Source organism: Spirosoma endophyticum (assembly GCF_900112365.1).
Classification (GTDB): domain Bacteria; phylum Bacteroidota; class Bacteroidia; order Cytophagales; family Spirosomataceae; genus Spirosoma; species Spirosoma endophyticum.
On record NZ_FOLQ01000010.1, the window covers coordinates 183,313 to 207,692 of the forward strand.

A 24,380-nucleotide genomic window follows, 5' to 3' on the forward strand; every position below is an offset into this window, starting at 1 on the left:
GTATCAAACAGATGATGGGGTAGTGCAACGCCACTGAATGCCCAGATCCTATTTCGCTTAAGTAAAATTCATTTACAAAATCCCCTCATCGGCGAAGCTGAAATAAGATTTGTCGGTGAAAATCAAATGATCGAGGACGGGAATATCCAGTAGCCGCCCTGCATCCCGAAGTTTTTTGGTAAGGTCTTTATCCGCTTGTGAAGGCGTCAGATTGCCCGATGGATGGTTGTGCAACAGGATCATGGACGAAGCAAGATGCTCGATGGCCTGTTTGAAAATGAGTTTCGGATCGGCCACCGTACCCGAAACGCCCCCCGTGCTGATTTGCACGGGTCGCAAAATCTCATTGGCGCGATTCATCAGCAAAATCCAGAACTCCTCATGAGGTTTATCCATCAAATGGGGTATCATTTCGTTGTAGGCATCGCGGGAGCACGTAACGCGGGCTCGTTGCGGACGATCCTGTTCTTTGCGCCGACGGCCCAGTTCGAGGGCAGCTATGATGGTAATGCTCCTTGCTTCGCCGATACCCCGAAATTTAGAAAGGTCTTTAATGCTCAGTTTTGCCAGATCATTGAGGTTATTATTGACACTCTTAAGAATAATTCGGGCGACGTCTACGGCTGTTAAATCGACCGTACCAGAATTGATCAAAATGGCAATCAGTTCGGCTTCTGATAGGGCGGCTTTGCCCTTAAGCATTAATTTTTCGCGGGGGCGATCCTCTTCGGCCCAGCTTTGAATGGTGCCGGAAGTCTGGTACGTCATAGAGATAAGTAGGTTACGGGGCTATTTTGGTTTACAAAATGCACAAAAAAACCTTACCCGCAAAAAGGTAAGGTTTCAGATAGGTATAGCACCCGCAACAAAGAGTGAACCAAAACCAGGCTACGACTAAGCCGATGCGGTTTTCAGGCCATTTACCAAACGAGCCAGTTTCGACTTGTTGTTAGAGGCTTTATTCTTATGGATGATATTGCGCTTAGCGAGTTTGTCAAGAGCAGATGAAACCGTTTTGAACAGTTCAACGGCCATTGCGTGGTCGGTAGTGGTACGGAGTCTTTTTACCATGTTCCGAGTCGTTACGTGCTGGTAACGGTTCATCAGACGCTTCTTGGCACTCGACCGGATTGCTTTTTTTGATGACTTATGATTTGCCATTGGTATATAAAATGAGATCGTTGTCGCGATATGAGGGCGCAAAAATAAGAATTTCGGTTGGAACAATCAAGAGTCCCACCCGAAATTCTTTGTGTTTCACGACTTTACTGACGAATATCAGCGTTGACAATCAACGTTTTTTCCCATATTCCTTTATTCTCAGTCACAAATTCTTTGTAGGCGTCGCTCTTCTCAAAAGTTTTTATGTCGGCTTCGTTCTGAAACGTAAGGTAATGTACTACGTCATAATCAGAAACGGCTCCATTTGGCAAAATTGTCTTGCCGGATGTGTAACCAACGACCTGTGGAATTTCATGCTTTAAGGCAGCAAAACCGCTCATATGCTGCTCAATAGCTCCATTTTCGACCCCATTTTTGAATTTTATGCACACAATTTGCTGTTTCTGGGCTTTTCTGGCTGGTGAGTACGCACCATATATTGTTAAAGCAAATGCGCATAAAAGCACAACGATTAATGTATACCCTTTTGATTTTGCATTCATGATTATTTGTAATTTATCTTTTTGGCCAAATTTTGTTCTGAATAACAAGGCTTTTTAAATGAATAATTAATTATTTTCCCTTTAAAGTACCATGTTTTGTCAAATGTACAACTGTTTTATTTGGTTGTTAGTTTCATCCAATATTTTATTTGGAAGTTTAGTGAACGATGGTAGCCTCTGGCCGGAAAAACCATCTGGTCAACGGCGTATCAGTATCTATTTATACGGACAATACTCTGTCGAAGGGCGACCAGATGGAGACTACTCAGCCAAGCGTCGACCCGACTGGCAGCATCCAGCGTGGGGATTTTTTGCGCACCAGCAAATTAATCGACTGGCGGTTTTTACACTTCCTGTCGATATGATGCCGTTCTTCAAAAAGCATATAAATTTTCTGACCGACAATGCGGTGAATCCCGATAAACGCCGATACGCCGTTGTGGGAGAAGCACCCCGGCATTTCATTGACCTCGACGCGTATCCTGATACGTTGTCCACGACACTTCCACGCTATTACAAAGAGGCAACGGATCGCTATGGCGACGATACGTTGGCGCTGCACGGGTTGGTGCCGTGGCAAATTCAACTAACGAAATATCAGTTAACCGAAGCGTTCAAACAACGTAACGTCCGACGGATTCTGCGCGTCGCGGCTGATTTGGGGCACTACATCGCCGATGCTAACGTGCCGTTACACACGACACGCAACTACAACGGGCAATTAACGAACCAGCAGGGCATTCATGGATTCTGGGAGTCGCGTTTGCCAGAGTTATTCAGTACGGAGTATGATTTCCTGACGGGGCAGGCCGAGTACCTTTATTCACCGCAAAAGGCAGCCTGGCGAGCGGTTTTCAATGCGAATGCAGCGCTGGACTCGGTGTTGCATTTCGAGCAGCAATTGACAGATGAATTAGGCGAAACGCGAAAATTTGGTTTCGAGGAACGTAATAGTATTACCACGAAGGTATATTCCTCCGATTTTTCGCGACAATACCACGAACGTCTTCACGGTCAGGTGGAGCGCCAGATGCGGGCGTCCGTTAAAATGGTTGGCGATTTCTGGTATACCTGCTGGGTCGATGCTGGCCAGCCCGATTTGCGGGCATTAGCGAAATACCAGCTTACCGAGGATGAACAAAAAGAAGAAGCCGAGGAAAAGAAAAGCTGGTTGAAGCGGCTGTTTTCGGCGAGGGAGGAGAATTGATAATTTTATCATACTGACGAAGCCGGCCGGCCGGCTTCGTCAGTATGATAAAATTAGACGGAAAGCATTTTCATGTATTCCGCATCGTTCTTTAGACTGGCGAGCGACGATTCTGGGTACTCTTCCTGCTCAACAAGGAAATACTTGATACCACTATCCAAAGCAATACGTAGTGTTTTCTTGAAATCTACGCTGCCCTTGCCAATGTCATTCTGTACGGGCTTGCCATCCTTAACGGTGTAGTCTTTTACATGACACAGTTCGTACCGTTTGCCGTATTTTTTAAGGTGATCGGCGGTGTTTACGCCTGCTACGTCAATCCAGCACAGATCCAGTTCGAACATCACATTTTTAGGATCTGTATTATCCAGCAGAAATTCCTGCGGGAGTTTTCCGTCGAGTGGCCGGAACGAATAGTCGTGGTTGTGGTAACCGAATTTAAGCCCAGCTTTTCTTACTTCTTCACCTACCACATTGAACTGATCGGCAATTTTTTTCCATTCGTCCCACGTTTTTTGCGGACCGATGTGTGGGCAAAGCAGGTACGATAATCCCGCTCCCTGCGCCATTTCGATACTTTTCTTGATCTCGTCGGGCTTGTCGGCCTGTGCTCTATAATTGAAGTGTGTACTGATCATCTTCACGCCCAGACCGTCGAGAAATGATTTCATTTCTTTGGGTTGCAGGCCCCACAAAAAGCCCTGTGGTCCGCTGAAACTCTCGAACTGTTTATACCCCATTTGAGCCAGTTGCGTCATAACACCTTTTGGATCTTTGGGCATGACATCGCGAGCGCTGTAAAGCTGAACGCCAAATGGACTAATATTTTTGGCGGGTGCGCTGGCGAATAAATTGGCCATCGACTCGGTCTGGCTCAGGGCGAACGTACCAGCGGTTAGCAGAGCAGACTGTTTTAAGAAACTGCGTCGTTGCATAGGTAGAAAATAGTTTCGGGTTTGAATCGTAAAGATAGGGACTAAGAAGGGAGAAATGGGAGGAGAGAAAAATGAATGAGCCGATAATTAATCCCTTTCTTTCACCACGTCCCTTTCTTCCCATTTCTCCCCACTTACTACGTATCTTTGCGGCCTTTCCCGCATACGGATGACATTTTCGAAAATATATTTACAAGCCGGTCGCGATGAGGCTGTCCGGCGATTTCACCCCTGGGTTTTTTCAAGAGCGATTAGCCGTTTTGACGGTGACCTGAACGATGGCGATGTGGTTGAGGTGTTCGATAGTAAAAATAAATACCTGGCCACTGGTCATTATCATAATGGGAGTATTGCAGTACGTATCTTCTCGTTTGGTGCTATGGCCGGTGGTCCTGTTACACCCGATTTACCGTATTGGACGCAGAAACTAACGCACATTCGAAGCATCCGTCAGGCCATTGTAACCGGCGATACGAACTGTTACCGGCTCGTTCACGGCGAAGGCGACGGCTGCACAGGCCTTATTCTGGATATGTACAATGGCGTGGCCGTACTGCAAGCGCATTCCATTGGCATGCACCGTGAACGGGATACTATTACCGACGCTTTAAAGGCCGTTTTTGGTGATGAACTGAAGGCGGTCTATGATAAAAGTGCCGATACCGTACCTGATGAATACGGGGCCACCGTTACAAACGGTTACCTCTTTGGTCGGACATCCGTACCACATCCGGTAAAGGAAAATGGCAATACGTTTCTGGTCGACTGGATAACGGGTCAGAAAACCGGCTTTTTCCTCGATCAGCGCGACAATCGGACACTGCTGGCTAAGTATGCACAAGGCAAGAACATATTGAATGCCTTTTGTTATTCGGGCGGATTCTCGGTCTATGCGCTGGAAGCAGGTGCTAGCCTGGTTCACTCGGTTGATGTGTCGCAGAAAGCAATTGACCTGACAAATCAGAACATAGCGGCCAATTTTGGTAACGATGACGCAAGGCATGAGGCTTATGCCGAAGACGTGATGCACTACTTGAAAGCGCATGACCATAAATACGACGTAGTGGTATTGGACCCACCGGCTTTTGCCAAGAGTTTATCCGCGCGACATCGGGCGGTTCAGGGCTACAAGCGCTTAAATGCGGAAGGGCTTCGTCGGGTAGCGAAGGGGGGGATTCTATTTACGTTCTCCTGTTCGCAGGTGGTAGATCGGGAGTTATTCTATAACACGATTGTAGCGGCTGCCATCGAAGCCGGACGACAGGTCCGCGTTTTGCACCATTTGAGTCAACCCGCCGATCACCCCGTTAGTTTGTTCCATCCGGAAGGGGGCTATCTGAAAGGATTGGTGTTGTGGGTAGAGTAATTTTTTGCGACTGCTACGAAGTAAAGACGGGGCATTTGTCGCTTAACGAAATGGCCGTGTTAGTTGTTACGCTAATACAGCAATCAGAATTGTAGCTGTTTTAGAGTAAGATTAATTGCTTTACGCTAATTTTGGGTCGCAACCGTTAGGCACGGTCCTGTACCGGCCGTTAAGGGCTTGGTCAATCCTTTCGTATAACTCGATTACATACATAGCTACTTATGGCTGAATTAATCCGAATGCCCAAGATGAGCGACACAATGACTGAAGGCGTCATTGCGGAGTGGCACAAGAAAGTGGGCGATAAAGTAAAATCCGGCGACGTACTGGCCGAAGTTGAAACCGATAAAGCCACCATGGACCTTGAGGCCTATGATGAAGGGACCTTGCTGTATATCGGGGTTGAAAAAGGTGCATCCGTTCCTATTGATGGCGTTTTAGCTGTAATCGGAGCCGACGGCGAAGATTATCAGGCTTTGCTTAACGGGTCAAGCGGAGGAAGTCAGGACGCTCCTGCTCCGGCAGCTCCGAAACCAGAAGCGGCTCCTGCGCCTACGGGTTCGGCCAGCAGCGAAACGGAAACCAAGCTGCCAGACCCAAAAGCAGTAGCTGCTGCCCCGGCAGAAAATGTTAACGCGTCGATCATTCGGATGCCGAAAATGAGCGACACCATGACGGAAGGAACTATTGTTGCCTGGCATAAAAAAGAAGGCGATACGGTGAAATCCGGTGATGTGCTGGCTGAAGTCGAGACCGATAAGGCCACGATGGACCTCGAAGCCTACGAAGAAGGTACCCTGCTCTATATCGGCGTAAAAGAAGGCGCATCCGTTGCCGTAGATGATATTATTGCCGTCGTTGGCGAAAAAGGTGCAAATTTTAAAGTGCTGCTGGATGGCGGTGGCAGCGTACCGGCTCCTGCCGGTCAGGAGGCTGCAACAGGCGAAGGTGGCAGTGCAACGGCTCAGCAAAACCCGCAGGCTGACGTCCCTGCTAATGCTGATACGGATTTGTCGTATGGTGGTGGCGAAGGCGCTATTTTGGAATCGAATGGTCGCGTGAAAGCCTCGCCATTAGCCAAGCGTATTGCTGAAGACAAAGGAATTAACCTGGCGCAGGTTCATGGTAGTGGTCCCGAAGGACGTATCGTAAAGAGTGATGTTGAGTCGTTTGTGCCCGGTCCTGCTAAACCGGCACCGGCTGCACCAGCCGCTCAGCCTGCTGCGCCATCGACTCAGTCGGCTCCAGCGCCAGCTCCTGTCCCAGCACAGCCAGCTCCGACGCCAACGGGTGAGTACGAAGATGTTCCGGTTAGTCAGATGCGCAAGACAATTGCCCGTCGGTTGAGCGAGAGCCTGTTTACTGCCCCGCATTTCTACCTGACCATGGAAATCAACATGGACAAGGCGATGGAACTGCGCGGCACGGTTAACGGACTTAGCCCGGTTAAGATATCCTTCAACGATTTTGTGATTAAAGCCGCTGCGTTGGCTTTGAAGCAACATCCGAATGTGAACTCATCCTGGTTGGGCGATAAAATTCGTAAGTACAAATACGTCAATATCGGTGTAGCTGTAGCGGTTGACGAGGGCTTACTCGTGCCGGTAGTACGCAATGCCGATCAGAAAACGCTGTCGACCATTTCGGGTGAGGTGAAAGATCTGGCGGGTAAGGCCAAAGACAAGAAGCTTCAGCCTAAAGATTGGGAAGGCAGTACGTTCTCGATCTCGAATCTTGGTATGTTCGGCATTGAAGAGTTCACGGCAATCATTAACCCACCCGACTCCTGCATCCTGGCCGTGGGTGCCATTAAGCAGACGGTGAAATTTGAAGGCGACATAGCCAAGCCAACAAACGTGATGAAAGTGACGCTCTCCTGCGATCACCGCGTTGTTGACGGCGCAACGGGATCGGCTTTCCTGCAAACCGTGAAGCAATTGCTCGAAGATCCGATGCGAATGTTGGTGTAAACCACCTAGTTCACGGTATTCGGTCAGTTAACACTGACCGAATACCGTGAACATATAAAAAAAGGCCGCTCCCGAATATTCGGGAGCGGCCTTTTTGTTAGGAATCTGGGGAAGTTAAACCGTTGCTGGTTCCAGAGCAGCTTGCAGCTTTTGCTCCAGTACGTTTTTGGGAACGGCACCAATTACTTTATCGACCAACTGACCATTTTTGAAGATCATCAGGGTAGGGATGCTGCGAATACCAAATTTAGCGGGGACGGCAGAGTTCTGGTCAACGTCCATTTTTGCGATTGTGGCTTTCCCTTCATATTCACCGGCGAGTTGTTCAACAACGGGCCCGATCATCTTACAGGGGCCGCACCACTCGGCCCAAAAATCTACTAAAACGGGTTTATCGGAATTTATAAGTTCGCTAAAGTTAGCGTCTGTTGCTTCTACGGCATGTGTTCCTGCTGCCATGACTGAAATGAGTTTATTAGTTGAACTTGTTTCATCCACATAAACCGTTTTCAACCCGATTAGTTCCGAAATCTACGCCACCTTGCACGTCATCCCATCAATTGATTCCATCGCTTGCAGATGAAGCCTTTAATCGTTCAAGATGTCAAAGAACAACGTAGTGACCACTATTGTGGCAGAATAAATTTAGTGAAACAAAACTTATACATCTAATCCTCATATAGTTACTTGTATATTTGAAACGCAAATTATGCCCCATTAAAATGAATCCACCTTTATGAAAATTAGTCATCTATTAGTAAGAACCTTTGTGGTTCTAATAGTTTCTGCTGTTTTATCCTGTCAAGAACGGAAAACCATACCACCCAATACGTTACCTTGCCCAGACGCTGTTGTATCTAAAACGCCGGAGCAGATATTAATAGGTAATTCATGGAAGGTAGAGGATTTGCGGTATGTACAAAATAATACGTTTCGCTATTACAAGCGGGGAATAGAGTACAATACAGCTAATTATGATGGAGAATACACAGAGTTTTTTAGTGACAATACGGGCGTGAACCACGGTTGGGATTTGACTAATACACCACTCACGTGGAGTTTTACTAATACTGAAAAAACGACCATCAAGTACACGCTTAAATATGCTACGCCCTTAACCGTAACGTGGGATAATATGATTTTCTCTGAAAAATCAATCCGCTATACGGAGTCTTACACTAAAGAGGGAACTAATTTTTTAGTAGCTGGCATCAGGACACCTAGATAATCCTACGCCACTTTACACGTCACTCCTTCAATAGCCTCCAGCGCCCGCAGAAAACTATTGGCGGGTGAGACTTTCAATGTCCGGGATTGCAAACTGACCTCGATGCGTTCAGCATGATCCACTACGTTGAGCGAGAGCGTACAGGTGCCGGGGTGAGCGTTCACAAGCTCATTGATTTTGGCGACGAGTTGAGCGTTCAACGAGTCGATGGTTAAAGACACACGTAGTTCCTTACAGAATTTCTCGCGCATGTCGTTTAGTAACCGAATGCTCGTCGGCTTGAACTCCAGTTGCTCAGAACCCCATTTGTTTTGGGTCTTGCCCGTAATATGCAGGAAGCGCCCCACCTCAATGTACTGCACTAACCGGACGTAGTCGTCGCCGAAAAGAGCCATTTCGAGCGATGAATTGTAGTCCTCAAATTTGAAGATACAGAAAGGATTACCACTTTTTGTGATACGCATTTGCACCGCCGATACGATACCTCCAACTTTAATTTCAGGCTGTTTCGTCTCAAAAATATTCGCTAACGTGGTATTGCAGAAGCCCTCCATTTCGAGCTTGAACTCATCGAGCGGGTGGCCAGTGATGTAAAAGCCGACGACGTCTTTCTCGAATTTAAGTTTCTCGATCTGGTTCCACTCCGTAACGGTAGGTGCCTTAGGTCGGTTGAGCATGGGTTCACCGCCCATCATGGCACCGAACAGCGACTGTTGTGCCGCTGCTTTTTCGGCGTGGTAGTTGTTAGCATACCGGATAACCTTATCCAGAAATGGCGACGTATCACCCTCGCCCATCTCGAAATATTGCGCCCGATGGTACTCGTCAATGCTGTCAAACGCACCGGCATAGGCCAGCGATTCCCACGTTTTTTTGTTCACCGTCCGCAGGTTAACCCGAACGGCAAAATCGAAAATATCTTTAAACGGGCCTCCCGCCTTACGTTCCTCAATAATGGCTTCTACGGCGGCATCACCTGCGCCTTTGATACCACCTAATCCAAATCGGATTTCGCCCTTTTGGTTAACCCCAAAGAATCGTTCTGATTCGTTTACGTCCGGGCCAAGAACCGGAATATTTATGTTCTTACATTCCTCCATGAAGAACGTAATCTTGTCGATCGTGCCCAGGCAACTGGTCAAAACGGCCGCCATGTACTCAGGACGGTAATGGGCTTTGAGGTAAGCTGTTTGGTAAGCGACGAAGGCGTAGCAGGTCGAGTGCGATTTGTTGAAGGCGTACGACGCAAAGGCTTCCCAGTCGGTCCAGACTTTCTCGCAGACTTTCAGAGGCAAATTATTGGACGCACAACCATCCATAAACTTCCCCTTCATTTTATCCAGGGTCGCTTTGTCCTTCTTGCCCATCGCCTTTCGCAGTACGTCGGCGTCACCTTTAGTGAAATTGCCAAGCTTTTGCGACAGCAGCATCAACTGTTCCTGATACACCGTAATGCCATACGTATCAGCCAGATACTCTTCCATTTCTGGCATGTCGTATTTGACTTCCTCGCGGCCGTGTTTCCGGTTAATGTAGTTTGGAATGTAGGCAATCGGGCCAGGTCGGTAGAGGGCATTCATGGCAATGAGGTCACCGAAGCGGTCGGGCTTCAGGTCCTTCATGTGCTTCTTCATGCCGTCGGATTCAAACTGGAACACGGCATTGGTTTCCCCCCGTTGGAACAGTTTGTAGGTTTCCTCGTCGTCCAGCGGAATATCATCAATGCCTGTTTCAACGCCATTAATTAAGAAACCTCCATGATTTTGTCTGATGAGCCGCAGACATTCCTTGATAATCGTAAGGTTGCGCAGGCCCAGAAAGTCCATCTTGATGACGCCCGCATCCTCGATTACTTTACCTTCATACTGGGTGATAATCAGGTTCGTATCCTTGGAGGTTGACACCGGAACAATGTCCGATAAATCACTTGGAGCGATGATAATGCCGGCCGCGTGTAAGCCCGTGTTACGTACCGTGCCTTCGAGTTTTCGGGCCTGCTTGAGTACCGCCGACACCTTTTCGTAGTCGACAATCCGCATGGCCTGAGCCGCACTCCGATCGCCGGATTCGAGGGCCCGCATGCGCTTCACGTTATCCAGTTCTTCCGGCTGTATGACATTCGACAAACCACCCGGCCCTTCGAGCGGATCTTCGAAAATACGCTTGAGGGTCATGTTATATGTCGGCTTATCGGGCACGAGTTTCACGACGGCGTTAGCGTCCTGCAAGGGCAAATCCATGACCCGCGCTACGTCCTTGATGGACGATTTTGAAGCCATCGTACCATACGTAACGATCTGTGCTACCTGCGATTTGCCGTATTTCTGCACAACATAGTCGATCACTTTCTGCCGGCCTTCGTCATCAAAGTCCGTGTCAATATCGGGCATCGATTTCCGGTCGGGGTTCAAGAACCGCTCGAACAGCAAGTCGTATTTGATGGGGTCGATATTGGTAATACCCGTGCAATAGGCCACCGCGCTACCAGCCGCCGACCCGCGTCCCGGCCCAATCATAACGCCCAGATCGCGACCCGCTTTGATGAAGTCAGCCACGATCAGGAAGTACCCGGCGAAACCCATCGTTTTGATGGTAAATAACTCGAAGTCAAGACGTTCCTGGATATGCGGAAGAATATCAACGTAGCGTTCTTTGGCGCCTTCGTAGGTTAAGTGGCGCAGGTATTCCCACTGATTCAGTACGTCGTCGGTATGCTGCTGAAACTCCTGCGGAATCGGGAAATTGGGCAGCATGATGTCACGCTTCAACTTCAGCGTTTCGACCTTACCAACAATCTCGTTGGTGTTGTCGATGGCTTCGGGCAGGTCATGGAAAAGCGTGGTCATCTCCTGCGTGTTCTTGAAATAGAACTGATCGCTGAAGAAGGCGAAGCGCGTATTTTTTGGCATCACATCGTCGTCGCTGAAATCCTTCATCGACGGTGTGCTTTGCTTTTCGTTGGTGTTCACGCACAGCAGAATATCGTGCGCTACCCAGTCGTCCTGATCGACGTAGTGGGAATCATTGGACGCAATAATTTTGACATTATATTTCCGGGCGAACTTAATCAATACCTCATTGGCTTTGATCTGATCGGGAATCTCGTGGCGCTGTAATTCAACGTAGTAATCCTCGCCGAAACGGTCGAGCCACCACTTGAACTCGATTTCACCCGCTTCCTCGCCTTTCTTGAGAATTGTTTTCGGTACAGAAGCGCCGATGCAGCACGTAGAGGCAATCAGACCCTCTTTGTACTTGTCAATCAGTTCCTTCGTAACGCGGGGATACTTGCCGTAAAGCCCCTCCATATAGCCCAGCGAGCAGAGTTTCGCCAGATTTTTATACCCCTGCGCGTTTTTGGCCAGCAGCAGCTGGTGATACCGAACGTCCTTTTTCTCCTTCGTAAACTGCTTAATGGTATGGTCTTCCACCACGTAGAATTCGCAACCGACAATCGGCTTGATCCCCTGTTTGCTGGCTTCGGCGACAAACTCGAATACACCGAACATATTGCCATGATCGGTAATGGCAACGGCGGGCATATTATCGGCTTTGGCCTTCTTAATCAGCTTTTTAATATCCGCCTGACCGTCGAGCAGCGAGTATTGAGTGTGGCAGTGGAGATGAGAGAATTGCATAGGTTCCGCAGATTACTGGCTTAAAAATAGCCACTTTCAGTGGGTTACGGGTAAGGAGGAAGCGAGAATTTTAATAAGAATTCGCTAACAAGTTGATGGTGAAAGAGAACGTAGCTCAACTTGCAAAAACTATTGACTGACTTATGAAAGATTTATGAAAAACTTGTAAACCCTATGCTTTAACACAAGATTTTGATAAAACAACGAAAACACAAATCACATGCAAACTCAACGTACACTGAATCCAGTTGAACTGGAAAAGCTTAAAGATAAAATCAAGGACATTCGCATTGCCATGTTAACGACGCTTGAGCCGGATGGTGATTTTCATACAAGACCTATGGCAACTCACGAGATAGAGGCCGATGGCACGATGTGGTTCTTCACATACGACAACTCGAATAAAGTAAACGAAATTCGGCAAAACGATCGCATTTCGCTTGGTTTTGCAGACCCTGACTCAGAAGTATTCGTGTCAACATCAGGGTATGCCGAAGTGGTAAAAGACCAAGCTAAAATAGACCAGCTATGGAGTGACATACTTAAAACGTGGTTTCCCAATGGTAAAGACGATCCTAACCTAGCTCTGCTGAAAGTTACCACCCATGCCGGTGAATACTGGGATCGTCCGGGTGGGAAAATGGTGAAATTATTTGAGATGGCGAAAGGAGCTCTGACGGGAAATACCGATAAAACGGGTCGTAACGAAAAGTTCGGCGATGAGCCACAATAGTAAGTTTACGCTATAGAAACGGCGTTGGAAAGGTGACATTTTGCCTAGCTTTCCAACGCCGTTTTGTGTTTTTATAATTAGCTATTTAACTCATCCAATCAGCCGTTTCAAGGCAAACTTCTTCAGCTTCTCCTTTTCGCCAGCTACGGTATTCGCGGCCAGTTCGCCGAAGGAAGCGCCCTGCTTGTAGCCGTGACCCGAATCACCACCCATGACCCATAGATTGTCGGCTTCAGGGTGTGTATCCAGAATAAAATCCGAATCGGGGGTCATCGTGACTTGACAAACGCGCTGCTCGATCAGCGGCTGGCCCACCATTTTCGGGAACCGCCGTTTGATAACCCCTAACGCCAACTCAAATTCTTCTGGTTTTACGAAACGGTTATACGTATCAAATCGATCCGTTACGTCGTTGTCCGGGGGCGTTAACCCCAACTTGAACCCCCTGAAATCGCTCCCCGGTACGCCGAACGAACGGAACGGCCCACTCATATCCCGGTCCATCCAGGTCGGCAGTTTGTTTTCCATCAGATTGGATTGACCTACTGGTGAGGCAAAGAAGAAAACCACGGCTCGGGTCACTATGAGTTTCTTCGTGAGTTCCGGAAAAAGGCGGACCGCCCAAGGACCACAGGCAAATATGAACTGATCGGCTTCCAATACGGTGCCATTGGCCAGGGTAATGGCTGTTGCTTTCCCTCCCTTGATGGTTTCCTGTTTTACCTGTTGTTGCAGAAACGTACCCCCTTCTTTAACGAATAAATCGCAAACGGCCTGGCACCCCTTTCGAGCATTCAGAAACCCGGCTGTTGGGTCGTACATGACATGATCCAGCCCTTCCGTTCCGATTTGTGGCCACCGCTTTAGGGCATCATCCAGACTTACTTTTTCGAGTGGAAGGCCCAGCCTCTTATAGATCGAAACGGCGGCTTCGGCTTCAGTCTTACTGGAGGGATAATTAAAGAGCAATAGACCATTCTGATTCAGTATTTTCTGCCCCATCTTCGGCTCATTCTCCTTCCAGAGCGCCAGGGCACGTATTGCCATATCGGCATAAACAGGATCGGCATAATAAGCTCGGATCAGGCGAGTTTCTCCACCCGAACTTGACTGATTATTGCCCGCCCCAAATTGATCAATGAGTGTTACGTTGTAGCCCTTACGTAGCAAATGCAGAGCCGTCCAGCCACCAAATGCACCGGCGCCAACAACCACGATTTTGCCATTTTTCGCGGGCTCTTTAATGAACGTAGCAACACCGGCTTGCGAAGAAACAGGAAGGGCCGATTCTAAAGCACTTAATGCCGTCCCCTGAACGCCAAACTTTAATAATTGGCGTCGGTTGATACGTCCCTTATTTTCGTTCTGCTCACTGGTTGCCATGTTGCTGATAATTAATGGATTGTAAAAAAGAGGAAGGTATTGTTGCTGGCGCGGGTGAATACCCACGCCAAATTACACCGCATCCGAAAGCGAGGTGAATGTAAATTCCCGAATTTTCATCGCCGGAATGAGGTAATTTGTGAAGGAGCCTTCACTGCTCACTACGCGCTCCACTTTGCCCAATGTTTCCAGATTGTTGAGCATAATGACCGGACTTTCGTTGAAGCGGAAGTTCTTGACCGGATGCTTGATCTTGCCGTTTTCGATGTAGAACGTACCATCTCGGGTGAGGCCGGTAACTAATAATGATTGCGGATCAACGGAGCGGATATACCAGAATTTAGTGACCAAGACCCCGCGTTGTGTAGATTTTATAAGCTCATCCAGCGTAGCATTTCCCCCAACCATCATGAAATTGTTAGGCGCTGGAATAGCCTTTACGCCTTTTTTCTCGGCCCAGTAGCGCGAATACGACAGGTTTTTAATGACGCCTTTTTCAATCCAGTTGATTTTCTCCTGTGCCCGACCATCGGCTCCCCAGGGTGATGCAGGTAGTTCTGGATTCGTTGGGTCTGAATAGATCGTAACGCGCTCGTCGACAATACGTTCGCCAAGCTTTGTTTTGCCGCCGGATTTGCTCAGAAACGAACGACCTTCGTCGGCGCTACGGGCATCCAGACTTCGGAACAGGTGTTCCAGCATCACCGCAGCCGCCAGCGGTTCCAGAATAACGGTGTATTTGCCCGGCTCAATCGCTCTGGCGCCCACGGTGCCAAGAGCTTTCGTCAGGGCAACCTGTGTGGCCGATGCTGTATTGAGCTTCGAAAAATCACTTACACCCTGAGCGGCAAAACCCGAGCCGGTTCCGTTGTCGGTACGTATCGTTGCGCTGAAGTTGATTTTCGTACTCGGATAATACGCAAATAACTCTTTGCTGTTCATCATGGCGGAAAAACCCGTGCGGTCTTCCAGATAACCCGCCACGGTCTGCTTTTGCGAACGGGCAATCTGAATACTCTGAGCAACGGCTTTGGCGCGGTCAACGGCCTCCATACTGGCGGTCGAATCGAAAAAGCCGGTTGCTGGCAGGTATTTTTGTGGGCCAACGAGACCGACGTACTCTGGATTTTCTGGAGCTAGTTGAGCCAGTTCTTCCGACCGACGTACTACTTTTTCCAGCGATGCATCGTCGAATTCGTCGATGGTAGCCACGCCAACTTTTGTGCCAAATGCCGATTGAACCGAGAGCGTTTTATAGACTTTCGAGCCGCAGGTTGAGACTTTGTTGAGGGCATACCGGATGTTGCTCCACTCTTCGCCCTGCAAATTGACTTCACACTCGTTGGCCTTTGAGTACGTCAACGCCTTCTGTAATAGCGTTTTTGCTTCTGCTTCGCTTAAGATTATAGACATGGTTGATAGTAAATAGTCGTGAGTCAATAGTAGCCAAGCGTTATTAACTAGCGACTAACGACTGACGACTAGCGACTTTTAAATTTTACGACCAGTATTTATCACATTGACACCGTTGAAACGAGCCGTTGCGCTGCCGTGTGACACCGCGTTGCTCTGAATGGGTTGTCCTTTTCCATCAAAAAATGAGCCGCCCAGCCGGAAATCGCGCTCGTCGCATACCTTCACACAAGAGTTCCAGAATTCCTGCGTGTTCGATTGATACGCTACGTCCTTTAGCATGCCAGCGATCTGTCCATTCTTGATTTCGTAGGCGAGTTGACCGCTGAATTGAAAGTTATAGCGTTGTTGATCAATCGAATAAGAACTATCGCCGATGATGTAAATCCCTTTTTTGACATCTTTGATCAATTCATCAACCGATAAGGGTTCTTTGCCAGCCGCCAGCGATACGTTGGCCATGCGTTGAAACTGAACCGTTCCCCAGCTATCGGCGTAGGAGCAACCCTGCGATTCGTTCTCGCCCACAATGTGCACCTGATCGCGGGTGGCCATGTAGTTGACCAGTGTGCCATCTTTAACCAGATCCCAGCGCTTGGTCTGAACGCCTTCGTCGTCATAACCAACGGCGCCCAGCGAACCAACTTGCGTTTTGTCGGCGAAGAGATCGACTTGTTTGCTGCCGTAATTAAAGTTTTTGCTTTTCCACTTGTCTAACGTAGCGAAGGAGGTTCCGGCGAAGTTGGCTTCGTAACCCAATACGCGATCCAGTTCCAGCGGGTGACCCACCGATTCGTGGATGGTGAGCCAGGTGTGCGACGGATCGAGGACCAGATCGTATTTACCCGCTTCGACAGATTTTGCAGAGAGTTTTTGCTTGGCCTGCTTGGCGGCTGCCACTACGTCTTCCAGCATGTCGTAGCCTTTATTGTAGCGGGTCGTGATGCCCGTTATTTTGTCGGACGGATTGACTTGCAGGTATTCGTAACCCATTCCTACCGGGGCACTCAACGCGTCTCTTGTTTCGAATTTGCCCGTTTTTGGGTCGATGGCCGTTACTGTGAAACCGGGCCATTGCCGATGGACGTCCTGATCGATGTACGACCCATCCGTAGACGCGAAATACTTCTGCTCATTCACAAAAAAGAACTGCGAGTTCACAAAATTGGCCCCGTTGTTCATGGCGGCCCCGTTGACGGTCATCAGCAGATCTACCTTCTCTTTTATAGGTATTTCAAATGCATTTTTCTGAATCGGTGTTTTCCAGGTTATTTCCCCGAAACCTTTCTGCGGAGCCAGTTGAACGGGTTCGTCGGATAGCAGTACGTTCGCTTTGGCCATCGCGACCGCTTTCTCGGCGGCTTTGGCCAACTCGGCTTCTGTTTTGGCATCGCTAACAGCCGCAAATCCCCAGCAACCATCCACGATAACGCGGACGCCCACACCATACGATTCTGTATTGATGATGCTCTGAACTTTGTTTTCTCGGGTGATGATGAACTGATTCAGGTAGCGACCAATACGTACGTCGGCATAAGACGCACCTTTCGATTTCGCGGCATTGAGGGCGGCATCGGCCAGGCGCTTCTTAACCGCTACGTCCAGACCCGGCGCGAGCAGGGCTTCCGCCGAAACCGGGCGGCCGAACGTGGGAAGTTGGGCAAGCATGAGGGCGCTGGCACCCTTACCCACCACGTGCATAAAATCTCGTCGATTCAAGGACATTTCCTGCGTATAGATTTATAACGTATTGATTTGTCGGGCTTCAGTTTTAAGGAGGAAAAGGCTTTGCCGAACAGGGAAAATTGTAACGATGCAGGAAAGTATGTATTTATTTGCTTATTCGGAATATAATTTTGATAATATATGGAAAATTGTAATTATAGTTCTACTATTTATTCGTAGGGTAAAATAATAGTTTGTTTGAGTAGTAGTCATATTTTCTATATAACCGAAGATTTTGCCGGGATATGGCTACAGAAAGCCTAGTGAGTGCTATAGTTATTAGGCTAAAAAGCGAAGCAAATTGCTACGTTGTACCGTTACCCGATTAAAAAGGGAGATTCATAACAAGAACCAAAAACAAGTGGTTACAACACTGATTCTGAATAGACAGCTTTAGCTACAGGTATAAATCCGTCTATTTTTTTACACTCAACTTATGAAAGGTCAATACATTTTCTCCTCCATTACCCTGGCACTTTTGCTGGGTACGTTGCCGTCTATGGCACAGAATGATTACCAAAATACAGTTAAAGATGGTTTTCCGGTTAATGTTTTCAAACCGCAGCAGGTTGAAGCTACGGATGCCCGAATAGCGCAACTGAAAGCACCAGCTGGTTTTACGGTGACCAAATTTGCCGAGAAAGCCGGAAATCCACGTATGCTGGCCGTAGCACCCAACGGCGACGTTTATGTATCTGATCGGACAAAAGGTACGGTTATGCTGGTACGCGATGCCAACAAAGACGGGAAAGCGGAACTCATTAAGGACGTCGCTCAAAAGCCCGACCTGCATGGATTAGCAATACGCGACGGCAAACTGTACATAGCGGCTATTCGTGATCTGTATGTGGCTGATATTAAGGGGGATGGTACGTTGGGCGACCTGAAAACGCTGTATAGTGACCTGCCCGACGCCGGACAGCATCCTAATCGAACCATCCATTTTAGTCCCGATGGAAAGCTTTATCTATCGGCCGGAAGCTCGTGCAATGCCTGCGATGAGCGTAATAAAGAGTCTGCTACGTTACTGCAGGTCAGTACAGATGGGTCGGGTCGGAAGGTTTTTGCCAAAGGACTCCGCAACACGATCGGATTCGGCTGGCACCCACGTACCAAAGCCTTGTGGGGATTTGATCATGGCATCGACTGGCTGGGCGACGAAGACCAGCGCGAAGAACTGAATGAAATCAAAGAAGGGTCAGATTATGGCTGGCCGTACGTCTATGCGAACGGTAAACTTCCTCCCCATCCACAACCTGCCGGTGAAACGCCTGAACAGTACGCAGCTAAAACTACCAAGCCCGTTCAATTATACGATGCTCATGCGGCACCCTTGGGGCTGGTTTTCAATGCCAGTACGACAAATAATTTTCCGAAAGAATACCAGAATGATGCGTTCGTAACCATGCATGGTTCCTGGAATCGGGCCAAACCATCGGGATACAAAATTGTACGGGTACATTTTGATGAACAGGGGCGGGCAACGAGTATCGAGGATTTTGTTTCGGGTTGGCTGGTCAGTAATAATAAGGAACAATTTGGTCGGGTTTGTGGTATTGCGCAGCATACCGACGGCTCGTTGCTGGTTACTGACGATGCAAACGGTGTGATTTATCGGGTAGCATATACCGGACGTTTGAAAGCTCAATAAGCCCTTACCTTTGAGGATTTTCAGGGTGTGTTCTAGCGCCTGACACTACGTATGTCTGTCTTCTTTTCGCTGTATGTATATTGGAAAAACCCAATCCGGCGTTTGATAGATAATTTGTCAACGCAAACTATCGACTAAACGCAAACATGGCTAAATCATACACCGTCCGATCATTCCGTCAGCTGCTTCTTGTCATGCTGGTGATGGGTGGTCTAACGACGGCCTGCAAGAAATCGGGCGGGTCCGATCCCGATATTGACCTCCGCGATCAGTACGTTGGTACGTATGTGGGTACGTATCGAAATTCAATTTATAATGTCGAAGATTTGTATGACGAGCCAAAAGCTGGGACGGCTACGGCGACAATTACGAAAGGGTCGAATCCCAAGGAAATTTATATCCAACTCGTGACAACGGGTGATCGTACCGGTGACCGTACGCTGAACGTTACCGCCGATTTAGACGGGGTTAATTTTGCGGTTATTGATAAAAATACGGACACAATTCCGTTACCTAGACCTGCCGATTCCGATTACAGTGCCACTGGCGTGTTCGATCCCAGCACCAAACTGTTTTCATATTCATCAGTCGCGCGGGCAACACGTAACGGCGCACAATACAAGCAAACGTATGAGATTGTAGCGACGAAGAAATAAGTATCTTCGCAGGTATTCCCTAAGGCTACTTTTCTTATGAAACGTTTTCTACTAACCGGTCTGTTGACCGGTTTTTTTCTGACTGGCTATGCACAGTCGACAGTCACGCAAAGCTCCGTTTCCGTTCTCAAGGAAGCGTCGGCTGAAACGGTTGGCATGAGCACGACCCGCCTTCAGCGAATGGATGCCGTTATCAATGACTACATCGCCAAAGGTCGGCAGGCAGGAGTCAGTGTTTTGATTGCCCGTAATGGTCGAATCGTTTATCACAAAGCCTACGGGCAGGATGATATGGAGGCAAAAACACCCCTCAAGCGTGATGCAATTGTGCGCATTGCTTCGCAAACCAAAGCCATCACGAGTATTGGGGCAATGCTGTTGTTTGAAGAAGGAAAATTCCTGCTCGATGATCCCGTTTCGAAATACATCCCGTCTTTCAGGAACCCGAAGGTGCTTGACAAGTTCAACGAAAAAGACAGCACGTTTACGACCGTTCCGGCCAAGCGCGAGATCACGATTCGGCAACTGATGACCCACACATCGGGCGTTGGCTATCCGGTTATCGGTAGCAAAGAAATGAATGCGATCTACGCGAAACATAATATTCCAAGCGGTATTGGTACGCCAAACCGGAAACTCGATGAGGTAATGAACACCCTCGGTACGTTGCCATTGGCGCACCAGCCCGGCGAACGCTGGACGTACAGCCTAGGCGACGATGTGCTGGGGTATCTAATCGAAATCTGGTCTGGCCAGCCACTCGACCAGTTTCTGAAAACCCGATTATTTGAGCCGCTGGGTATGAATGATACGTATTTCTATGTGCCTGCCGCTAAGCAAAACCGGCTGGCCGTCCTCTATACCGAAGATTCGACCAGAACCGTTCGGCGACAGGCCACGCGATTGGGGATATCGCCTGATTACCCGAAGGTCAACGGTACGTATTTTTCCGGCGGAGCGGGTCTGTCATCTACCTTGTATGACTACGCTATTTTTCTGCAAATGCTGCTCAACGGGGGCGAGTACAATGGAAAACAACTCCTCAGCCCAACAACGATCCGGCTTATAACGACTAACCAGATTGGCGATCTGAATCAGGGGGCCGATAAGTTCGGTTTAGGATTTGGTATTACGTCGGCCAGGAGCGCTGCCCGCCTACCTGTTTCGGCAGGTAGTTTCGACTGGGGTGGCATCTTCGGAACGACCTACTGGGTTGACCCGAAAGAAGGAATCGTGGCGCTGCTTTATACGCAAAAATTTCCGAACAGCCACGGGGATCTAACCGATAAATTTAAAGTATTGGTCTATCAGGCCATTACCCGGATGCAGGAGATTAAGTAGATGAACCGCAGGAACGGCCCTGCGGGATTTTTATGATTTTATTGACTGACCATGATTGAGCTTTCGGAGAAAGCCTATTGTTAAAATCATAGTCAGTCAATAAAATCATAAAAATCCTGGTCACACTTTCAAATACGCCCGCAACTCGGTTGCTTCTTCGGGGTTCATGCGACCGGCCAGGACCAGACGCAACTGTCGCCGACGTAATGCGCTGACGTAGCGGTCTTTCTCTTCGTCGGTTTCGGGTATAACGGCTGGCACCTCAATAGGTCGGCCGCTCTGGTCAACGGCCACAAAGGTGTAAAAAGCGCTGTTGGTACTGACCCGAATACCTGCCGGAATGTCTTCCGCCCACACTTCAATAAATACTTCCATGGAGGAACTGAACGCCCGCGTCACCTGAGCTTTCATGGTAACGATATTGCCTAGTTTGATCGGTTCGGCGAAGGAAACGTTATCGACGGAGGCCGTTACGACAATGCGATTGGAGTGTTTTTGGGCGGCAATGGCGGCCGCAATATCCATGAAGTGCAGGAGTCGCCCACCCATCAAATTATGAAGTGTATTAGTATCGTTGGGTAGCACCATTTCGGTCATAACCGTTATGGACTCGCTGGCACGTTTGGGTTGAGGCATAATTTTTTAGTTATCAGTAACCAGTTATCAGTCATCAATACTTTATCGGTTCTCCGGTTATTGCTACCTGGTTACTGATAACGGCTAACTGTTCACTGTTTTGCAAACCAACCATTGAAAACCGACATGGGCAAGTGAACCATGAACTTTGCTGGATTTTGGTCGAAAAACCCGTTTGTGCTACGTTCTATCTTCATCCTTTCCGTGTAAATTTGTATAATACCTGTAAAAAACAAGACAACGTTTATGGAGAGGTTGGTAAATTATTTCGAGCATATTCCGTCGTCGCACCGAAGTTTGATTCTGGTAGGGGGCATGGCTATTTTCTGGCTCATTGAGAGTGCGGTGCCTCTGTTTCAATTCAACTACAGAAAGCTCCATCACGCAGGTATCAATATATTCTTTACGCTGACCACCATTGTCGTCAACTTCCTACTAGCCTTTATTTTGCTTCAAACCAGTGATTGGGCCATTCGCCACCAGATTGGGCTGCTGCAGATGATTGCTCTGCCGCTTTGGGCCCAGACGGTTGTAGGATTGCTTGGGTTAGATCTCATGGGTGCCTGGCTGGCGCACTGGACCCAGCATAAGACTAAATTCCTGTGGCGCTTTCACTTGATTCATCATAGTGATACCTACGTCGATACAACAACGGCCAATCGTCACCATCCCGGCGAAAGCGTAGTCCGGTTCGCGTTCACTACGTTGGCGGTGCTTATTATGGGCGCTCCCATGTGGCTCGTCTTTCTGTATCAGGCGCTATCGGTTTTGCTCTCGCAGTTCAACCACGCCAATATCGAGCTACCTCGCTGGGCTGACCGATTGCTGGGATTAGTGATCGTAACGCCCAATATGCACCATGTGCATCATCACTACGTACTGCCCGTTACGAATACCAACTACGGCAATATCTTCCCGTATTGGGACCGGCTCTTTGGTACGTATCACGAAATGGCCGGTAACGAGTTGCACTACGGTATCGATACGCATCCTGATACCCATGAACATTCCCACCTTGGCAGTCTGCTGAAAATGCCCTTTCAAACGTATCGTCCGCCCGTAGGGGAGAAGGTGCCCGACGAAACGCTATCGTGATGGATTGGGCAGACAGTCGGTTTTTGTCAATACGTATTGATAGCCAGTATTGGGTTGCTTGAGTACCCATTTACCTTCTTTTTCAATACGTTCGCCCTCATACCATATAATGGCATCGCCCTTGAGCGTCAGGTCGAGAGTGTAGGGCTGCGTAACGCCTTCTCCCGCCCGCTGCCAGTCTGCCTGAATGTGTTTGCCCTCGACGATTCCGGCGAATGACCCCCGCGCCCGATCTTTCTCGAAAGGCTTGATATCAACGTAGCCAGTGGCTTGCTTTCCGTTGACCACCAGTTGAAGGGTCGTTGTGTCGCGGTTCATCACTTGCTGAAAACATAACGTATCGGCGGCCGGTAACGTAGTGGTTTCAGGTGGCTGAGAGGTGGATGACTTGCTGTCGGTTTGGTCTGATGACGTGTTTCGACAGCCAACCGTTAGTATCAGTAGAAGTCCGATAAGAGTAAGGCGCATCGCATTTTAACCAATTTTCAATACAATAGTTTTTGAGGACGATCGGTTATTAAACCAGCTATTGAGCCCATGGGAAGGCTCCGTTTCAACCGCTGGGTAAATTGCAGTACATTTGGCCGGGATTCGTAAACCAAATAGTCTTAGGCCGGTTCTTCTACCAGAGGATGTAACACGCACCTTCTTGTCTCTTATTAACCAAATTCTATGCAACTCAACTCAATTCTGCCCGCCGGGCGAAAAGCAGGCTTCTTACTAGCCACACTCACTGCACTGACGTTATCGTTTTCGTCCTGCAAAAAGGAAGACAATCCACCAATAGTGGTCCCAACGATTAAAGAGACGATTGATCAGGGGAGTCAGTTTACCCTACTCAGAGCCGCTCTCAAAAAAGCAGGCCTGGATGTGACGCTCGCTGCCTCTGGCACATACACCTTACTGGCCCCAACAGATGATGCATTCAAGGCCTTCGGACTTAGTAGCGAAGCTGTTATTGGTTTAGCACCCGTTGATTTAGTAAAATCGGTCATGCAGTACCATGTGCTTGGCAGTACGTTAACAGCCTCGGCGATTCCATCCGCAACCAATACCGCTCAGCAAACACTATTCCCACTAGGGTCAGTATACTTCACAAAGCCTGTAGCTCTAACAACCGCTACTTCATCTGGTACGGCTGTATCGGTCAATGGGGCGCATATTTTACAAGCCGACCAGCAGGCCAGTAACGGCGTTATTCATGTGATAGATCGTATTCTGTTGCCACCCGTTTACGGCACGATTCCGAATACCATTGCCCAGATTCCGACAATTTATGCCTTACTGGCTCCAACGGCAGGTATTTCGTTTAAGCTGCTTCAACAGGCTGTAACGCGAGCTGGTGCAACTACCGCGAGTTCGCTGAGCGCTACAGGCCCACTAACGGTATTTGCGCCAACGGATAATGCATTCAAGGCCGAAGGGTTTGATTCGACAAAGATTGCGAATACACCAGTCGCTACGTTACAAGCGGTTTTAGCGTATCACGTCGTTCCCGCTCGCGTCTACACACCCATGGTAACGAGTGGGTCCAGCCTGACAACAGCCGCAACAGGAGCAACCGTTACCATTGGGACAAGTACAACATCCATAACGGTTACGGGTAAAGGAAACGGTACCAGAGCGTCGAATGTCATCGGCCCTGATGTGACGGCGACTAACGGTGTTATTCAGATTATCGACCGACTTTTATTGCCGCAATAAGGAAACTGTTCGAAGTTATACCTGAGCTGCCCAGA

Annotated in this window: 21 protein-coding genes; 10 read left to right on the forward strand and 11 right to left on the reverse strand. The window is 48.6% G+C overall.

Translation table 11 applies throughout. The features are described 5' to 3' along the window. Positions 1-72: 72 nt before the first annotated feature. The 3 genes from radC to BM202_RS22860 all read right to left on the reverse strand — a co-directional run bounded on the left by radC (position 73) and on the right by BM202_RS22860 (position 1,664). Positions 73-768: a RadC family protein gene (gene radC / locus BM202_RS22850; protein WP_093830471.1), complete on the reverse strand. Its 696-nt coding sequence runs from the start codon at positions 766-768 to the stop codon at positions 73-75. A 126-nt stretch (positions 769-894) separates the two neighbouring features. Beyond that, the gene (gene rpsT, locus BM202_RS22855; RefSeq protein WP_093830473.1) at positions 895-1,161 is read right to left on the reverse strand and encodes a 30S ribosomal protein S20; all 267 of its coding nucleotides are present in this window, start codon (positions 1,159-1,161) and stop codon (positions 895-897) included. A gap of 104 nt (positions 1,162-1,265) precedes the next feature. After that, positions 1,266-1,664: a Dabb family protein gene (locus tag BM202_RS22860; RefSeq protein ID WP_093830475.1), complete on the reverse strand. Its 399-nt coding sequence runs from the start codon at positions 1,662-1,664 to the stop codon at positions 1,266-1,268. 160 nt (positions 1,665-1,824) lie between these two features. On the opposite strand from BM202_RS22860, the gene BM202_RS22865 reads away from it, so the two are divergent. Then, positions 1,825-2,871, forward strand: a complete 1,047-nt coding sequence (locus BM202_RS22865; protein ID WP_394333802.1) for a zinc dependent phospholipase C family protein — start codon at positions 1,825-1,827, stop codon at positions 2,869-2,871. A gap of 53 nt (positions 2,872-2,924) precedes the next feature. Here BM202_RS22865 and BM202_RS22870 read toward each other — a convergent pair whose 3' ends face one another. After that, entirely contained in the window at positions 2,925-3,806 is an 882-nt protein-coding gene (locus tag BM202_RS22870; protein WP_093830479.1) for a sugar phosphate isomerase/epimerase family protein, read from the reverse strand. A gap of 169 nt (positions 3,807-3,975) precedes the next feature. On the opposite strand from BM202_RS22870, the gene BM202_RS22875 reads away from it, so the two are divergent. Together BM202_RS22875 and BM202_RS22880 are read left to right on the forward strand one after the other, a co-directional pair. Then, positions 3,976-5,172, forward strand: a complete 1,197-nt coding sequence (locus tag BM202_RS22875) for a class I SAM-dependent rRNA methyltransferase (protein ID WP_093830481.1) — start codon at positions 3,976-3,978, stop codon at positions 5,170-5,172. Between the two features lie 221 nt (positions 5,173-5,393). Then, on the forward strand, positions 5,394-7,142 hold the full coding sequence (locus BM202_RS22880) for a pyruvate dehydrogenase complex dihydrolipoamide acetyltransferase (RefSeq protein ID WP_093830483.1): 1,749 nt from the start codon (positions 5,394-5,396) through the stop codon (positions 7,140-7,142). Between the two features lie 114 nt (positions 7,143-7,256). Here BM202_RS22880 and trxA read toward each other — a convergent pair whose 3' ends face one another. Then, complete coding sequence (gene trxA / locus BM202_RS22885) at positions 7,257-7,601, reverse strand: thioredoxin (protein ID WP_093830485.1); 345 nt, start codon at positions 7,599-7,601, stop codon at positions 7,257-7,259. A gap of 277 nt (positions 7,602-7,878) precedes the next feature. Between trxA and BM202_RS22890 the strand changes: the two genes are divergently transcribed. Then, positions 7,879-8,370 carry a hypothetical protein gene (locus tag BM202_RS22890; protein ID WP_093830487.1) on the forward strand — a complete coding sequence of 164 codons (492 nt, stop codon included), beginning with the start codon at positions 7,879-7,881 and terminating at the stop codon, positions 8,368-8,370. Positions 8,371-8,372: 2 nt separating this feature from the next. On the opposite strand, the gene dnaE is transcribed toward BM202_RS22890, so the two are convergent. Continuing rightward, complete coding sequence (dnaE, locus tag BM202_RS22895) at positions 8,373-12,008, reverse strand: DNA polymerase III subunit alpha (RefSeq protein WP_093830489.1); 3,636 nt, start codon at positions 12,006-12,008, stop codon at positions 8,373-8,375. A gap of 220 nt (positions 12,009-12,228) precedes the next feature. On the opposite strand from dnaE, the gene BM202_RS22900 reads away from it, so the two are divergent. Beyond that, positions 12,229-12,741, forward strand: a complete 513-nt coding sequence (locus BM202_RS22900; RefSeq protein WP_093830491.1) for a pyridoxamine 5'-phosphate oxidase family protein — start codon at positions 12,229-12,231, stop codon at positions 12,739-12,741. Positions 12,742-12,831: 90 nt separating this feature from the next. Here the strand turns inward: BM202_RS22900 and BM202_RS22905 are convergent, their stop codons facing one another. The 3 genes from BM202_RS22905 to BM202_RS22915 all read right to left on the reverse strand — a co-directional run bounded on the left by BM202_RS22905 (position 12,832) and on the right by BM202_RS22915 (position 17,256). After that, positions 12,832-14,124 (reverse strand): NAD(P)/FAD-dependent oxidoreductase, encoded by a 1,293-nt coding sequence (locus BM202_RS22905; protein ID WP_093830493.1) that lies wholly within the window; start codon positions 14,122-14,124, stop codon positions 12,832-12,834. Positions 14,125-14,196: 72 nt separating this feature from the next. Beyond that, positions 14,197-15,537, reverse strand: coding sequence for a TldD/PmbA family protein (locus BM202_RS22910; protein ID WP_093830495.1), 1,341 nt, complete (start codon positions 15,535-15,537; stop codon positions 14,197-14,199). A gap of 78 nt (positions 15,538-15,615) precedes the next feature. After that, on the reverse strand, positions 15,616-17,256 hold the full coding sequence (locus BM202_RS22915) for a TldD/PmbA family protein (protein ID WP_093830585.1): 1,641 nt from the start codon (positions 17,254-17,256) through the stop codon (positions 15,616-15,618). A 442-nt stretch (positions 17,257-17,698) separates the two neighbouring features. Between BM202_RS22915 and BM202_RS22920 the strand changes: the two genes are divergently transcribed. The 3 genes from BM202_RS22920 (at position 17,699) to BM202_RS22930 (ending at position 20,910) form a co-directional block, all read left to right on the forward strand. Then, positions 17,699-18,913: a PQQ-dependent sugar dehydrogenase gene (locus BM202_RS22920; RefSeq protein ID WP_093830497.1), complete on the forward strand. Its 1,215-nt coding sequence runs from the start codon at positions 17,699-17,701 to the stop codon at positions 18,911-18,913. 146 nt (positions 18,914-19,059) lie between these two features. After that, on the forward strand, positions 19,060-19,569 hold the full coding sequence (locus BM202_RS22925; protein WP_093830499.1) for a hypothetical protein: 510 nt from the start codon (positions 19,060-19,062) through the stop codon (positions 19,567-19,569). Between the two features lie 36 nt (positions 19,570-19,605). Further along, positions 19,606-20,910: a serine hydrolase domain-containing protein gene (locus tag BM202_RS22930; RefSeq protein WP_093830501.1), complete on the forward strand. Its 1,305-nt coding sequence runs from the start codon at positions 19,606-19,608 to the stop codon at positions 20,908-20,910. A gap of 120 nt (positions 20,911-21,030) precedes the next feature. Here the strand turns inward: BM202_RS22930 and BM202_RS22935 are convergent, their stop codons facing one another. Beyond that, entirely contained in the window at positions 21,031-21,546 is a 516-nt protein-coding gene (locus BM202_RS22935) for an acyl-CoA thioesterase (protein WP_093830503.1), read from the reverse strand. 246 nt (positions 21,547-21,792) lie between these two features. On the opposite strand from BM202_RS22935, the gene BM202_RS22940 reads away from it, so the two are divergent. Then, entirely contained in the window at positions 21,793-22,641 is an 849-nt protein-coding gene (locus tag BM202_RS22940; protein WP_093830505.1) for a sterol desaturase family protein, read from the forward strand. Here the strand turns inward: BM202_RS22940 and BM202_RS22945 are convergent. Continuing rightward, positions 22,633-23,109: a hypothetical protein gene (locus BM202_RS22945; protein ID WP_093830507.1), complete on the reverse strand. Its 477-nt coding sequence runs from the start codon at positions 23,107-23,109 to the stop codon at positions 22,633-22,635. The genes BM202_RS22940 and BM202_RS22945 overlap by 9 nt on opposite strands. Positions 23,110-23,313: 204 nt before the next feature. On the opposite strand from BM202_RS22945, the gene BM202_RS22950 reads away from it, so the two are divergent. Then, complete coding sequence (locus BM202_RS22950; protein WP_093830509.1) at positions 23,314-24,345, forward strand: fasciclin domain-containing protein; 1,032 nt, start codon at positions 23,314-23,316, stop codon at positions 24,343-24,345. The last annotated feature ends 35 nt before the right edge of the window (positions 24,346-24,380 follow it).